General features: G+C 64.7%; 6 protein-coding genes. 3 read left to right on the top strand and 3 right to left on the bottom strand.

Annotated features, from left to right (window positions below; translation table 11 throughout):
- The coding region (locus MOV75_RS31145) for a cache domain-containing protein (protein ID WP_247007234.1) at positions 1-949 on the bottom strand (949 nt) is incomplete at its 3' end.
- A 283-nt stretch (positions 950-1,232) separates the two neighbouring features.
- Between MOV75_RS31145 and MOV75_RS31140 the strand changes: the two genes are divergently transcribed.
- Together MOV75_RS31140 and MOV75_RS31135 are read left to right on the top strand one after the other, a co-directional pair.
- On the top strand, positions 1,233-1,733 hold the full coding sequence (locus tag MOV75_RS31140; RefSeq protein WP_246931274.1) for a hypothetical protein: 501 nt from the start codon (positions 1,233-1,235) through the stop codon (positions 1,731-1,733).
- A gap of 11 nt (positions 1,734-1,744) precedes the next feature.
- Positions 1,745-2,218: a hypothetical protein gene (locus MOV75_RS31135; RefSeq protein WP_246931275.1), complete on the top strand. Its 474-nt coding sequence runs from the start codon at positions 1,745-1,747 to the stop codon at positions 2,216-2,218.
- Positions 2,219-2,221: 3 nt separating this feature from the next.
- On the opposite strand, the gene MOV75_RS31130 is transcribed toward MOV75_RS31135, so the two are convergent.
- Complete coding sequence (locus MOV75_RS31130; protein ID WP_246931276.1) at positions 2,222-2,821, bottom strand: TetR/AcrR family transcriptional regulator; 600 nt, start codon at positions 2,819-2,821, stop codon at positions 2,222-2,224.
- Positions 2,822-2,991: 170 nt separating this feature from the next.
- Here MOV75_RS31130 and MOV75_RS31125 point away from each other — a divergent pair, with 170 nt between their 5' ends.
- A complete protein-coding gene (locus MOV75_RS31125; protein WP_246931277.1) occupies positions 2,992-3,369 on the top strand; it encodes a tautomerase family protein in 378 nt (125 codons plus the stop codon).
- A gap of 34 nt (positions 3,370-3,403) precedes the next feature.
- On the opposite strand, the gene MOV75_RS31120 is transcribed toward MOV75_RS31125, so the two are convergent.
- Positions 3,404-3,571: GTP-binding protein (locus MOV75_RS31120; protein ID WP_247007235.1), on the bottom strand; the 168-nt coding region annotated here is incomplete at its 5' end.

The following is a 3,571-nucleotide window of genomic DNA, read 5'->3' as shown; positions in this document are numbered from 1 at the left end:
CCGACATGCCTTGCGCGGCCTGCTGCATCGCGCGCGCCTCGTTGAAGACGTCGCGGACGACGGCCTGGACGCTCGCCTCGAACTTGCCGGCGAGATCGGCCATGGCCTTGCGCTTCTCCTCGTCGGCCCGCTGCTTCAGCTCCTGCTGCTCGGCATGCATCCGGCCGACTGCCGATGCGTTGTCCTTGAACACGGCCAGCGCCTTGGCGAGCCCGCCGACCTCGTTGCTGCGGTCGGTGTAGGGCACCTCGAAGGCGCTGTCGCCGGCGGCAAGTCGCTCGGTCAGCGCGGTGATTTTGGCGAGTGGCCGGGTCACGCTGCGACCGATCACGAAGGACGCGCCGAGGACCAGGACCAGCACGGCCAGACAGACGTAGCCGAACGTCGTCGCGGCCTGGCGGAAGACGGCGTCGACATCGTCGAGATAGATGCCGGTGCCGATGATCCAGCCCCAGGGCGCAAAGCCCTTCACATAGGAGATTTTCCCGACCGGCTGGTCGAAGCCGGGCTTCGGCCAGAGATAACCGTAAAAGCCCGCGCCCTGCTTGTTGACGACGTCAACGAAGCCCATGAACAACGCGTTGCCGGCGGGATCCTTCATCGCGGATAGATCCTTGCCGTCGAGCTCGGGCTTGATCGGATGCATGACCATCTTGGGGGTCATGTCGTTGATCCAGAAATACTCGACCTTGTCGTAGCGCAGGCTCTTGATCTCGGCCATGGCGGCGGCCTGGGCCTGCTCGCGCGGCAGTTTCCCCTCACTCTCGAGCTTCTGATAGTGGGCGAGGATGCCGTAGCCGACATCCACCATGTGCTGCGTCTTGGCCTGGCGATCGGCGACCATCTGCGCGCGCAGGGTCGACAGCGCGATCGGCGCCAGCGCGATCATGCCGAGGAGGCTGATGCCGACAATCAGAACCAGCTTGAAACTAATGCGGGAGAAAATCATCGGGGCTCGCAAAATGGGCGGTACAGATATGCCAATTTATCCCGATCCCCTTAGCAAAGCCTTAAGCATTCGGGTTCCGCAAAGGGCCGCCGGAGGCCTGCGGCCGCGCACAGTTTCCGTATTCCGACGACACGGCTGCGCCTCCGAATGTAAACCTCTTCAAATCTAGAACACCTCGATATCGCCCTTCCGCGCGTTGACTTGGAGAGGGCTCTGGCAGAACGATCGATGCAGACAATCAGCGCCAGCTGTGGCGTGAGCGCAGCCAAGGGCCAGAGGCTTCATGAATTCATCGACATCACCGGGGTCTCTCGACCTTCCCGCACTCAGCGCGGCGGAACGGCTCTTCATCTGGGGATTCCGGGCCAAGGCGCGCAGCGGCGGCGCCGTTCCGACCGCCGCCGACATCCAGCAGGTGTACGACCATTTTCGCGTCGGCGACGCCGTGCTCTCGCTGGAATCCATCATCGAGATCTTCGCCTGCACGGCCCATACGGCCATCGAGGTGCACTGCCCGACTTGTCCGCGCATGTCGGACAGCGAGCACGGAATTTTGCACGCCATTGCCGCGGCACAGCAGGGTCGCGTCGACGTCGCGCGCGAACGGTTCGAGAGCTGGCTGCCGCCGGTCGGTGCCGATTGGGCGCTCGCGCCCGTGCGGGGCCTGGCGACGATCTTCCGCATGGCAGGTCTCATCCTGCCCGACCGGCACGTGCGCTCTTTGGACCACGACCGGACCATGGCGATGAAGAGCTGGCTGGTCGGAAGCCCGACGTTGCACTGATGAGATCGTTGATGACCTCAGATATTTGTGCTTCTGCGGCGATCCCCGACGCCGGCCAAATGCGTCTCTGTCCGCTCCAGGCCGCGCTTGCGGCGCGCCCCTGCGTCGACAGCTACGATGATTTCTGCCGCGTCGCGCTGTCGTTATTCCGTTTCATCGGAGCAGCCTATACGACCGGCGCGTCCGATTGCTGGGAAGCGGCCTATCGTTTTGCCGACGAGGCGCCGGGCATTTCCGACAGTCCTCTGCTGGTGGCACGGGCGGCCGCGCTCGTCAGAATCCTGCGCAGCGGCCGCCCATGCGAGCTGTGCTTCATGCCGCCGTCCTGCCGCCGCCTGTCGAATGACGAGGCGGAATTGATGCGAGTGCTGGCGGTCGCGCGCCGCAAGCAGCCGGGTGAGCTCGAATCCATCGTCTGCGGACTCGTCGGCGCCGGCAAGGAAGATGCGGCAACGCGGGCGGTCAACGCGCTGGCCTTGTGCTGACACCTAGCCGCCCTTCTTGCCGAGCACGAGATCGATGGTGTGCGCGGCGATCTTGCGCAACTGCGCCTCGTCGCCAAAGGCACGTTCGAGCACGGCGAGGCCCCGCGTCACGGTGATGATGTGCAGCGCCGCGGCCGCAGGATTGCCGTTGAACTCGCCCCGCTCCGCGCCCGCCGACAACGTGTCCTGAAGCAGTGCGGTGATGCGCGCGATGAGGTTTGCAAAGGCCTCGCGCGCGTCGTCATCCAGCCCCTCGCCTTGGGCGGCGCCGAGCTCCATCAAGCCGCGCGTGGTCGGACAACCGCGCGGCGGCGTGCCGGAGCGGAAGTTGGTGATGGTCAGATCGAAGAAAGCCGTGAGGCGTCTGCGCAATGAGCCGGCACCAAGCGCCTTTTGCAGGACGAGGAGATAATCCCCCGCATAGCGTTCATAGGCCTGGAGAAACAGCGCCTCCTTGCTGCCGAAGGCGTTGTAGAGGCTGCCGCGCTGGACCCCGGCGTCGCGCGCGATGTCCGACAGCGAGGTGCCGCGCACGCCGTTGCGCCAGAACTGGTCGAACGCGACGCGCAGGACGTCGTCATGGTCGAACTCGCGCGGTCTCAAATCCTGCTCCTCGAAGTCAATGTATTTGACACGGCGTCAAGAACATGCTTTCTAGACATCGTGTCAAAAATAAATTGGGATTGATAGCCCGTTTCGTCAATGGGCTGAACGGCCGGCAGCCCGCCAAGCGCGCACCTGGCCGATCGCGCCCGCATGCAAGGAACCAGCCGATGCCGCTCCTCCACATTTCGATGCGCGCCGGAAAGCCGGAAGCCTATCGGCAGGCAATCCTCGACAGTCTCTATCGCGCCATGCGCGAGGCATTGAATGTGCCGGAGGGCGACGAGTTCATGACCATCAGCGAGCTCTCGCCTGCAAACTTCCGCTGCGGCAACGCCTATGGCGTCGACCGCAGCGAGGATGCCGTGCTGATCCAGATCACCGTATTCGCCTCGCGCACGGCCGAGCAGAAGAAGGCGCTGTACCGGCGTATCGCCGCCCTTCTCGGCGAAAGCCCGGGCCTCCGACCCGAGGACGTCTTCGTCAACGTGCTCGATGCGCCCAAGGAGAACTGGTCGGTCGGAAACGGGCTGGCGCAATTCGCGTGAAGCGACGGTCGCGGGACGCTCGCAATGGCCCACTTCACTCGCCCGCAACGCACGCCTCCATGATGCTGTCGAGCTCGGCCTTCGAGAGCACACCGAGTTCGGCGATGAAGACAATCCGCGATCGCGGCACGCCTGCCGCCGGCGCATCATCGCCAGGGGCCAGCGTGGCGCGGCCGGCGGCGAATTGAAACACCATCTGGCG

Origin of the sequence: Bradyrhizobium sp. PRIMUS42 (assembly GCF_023006515.1) — a bacterium.
Lineage (GTDB): Bacteria > Pseudomonadota > Alphaproteobacteria > Rhizobiales > Xanthobacteraceae > Bradyrhizobium.
This window is presented reverse-complemented; position numbering and strand designations above follow the sequence as displayed.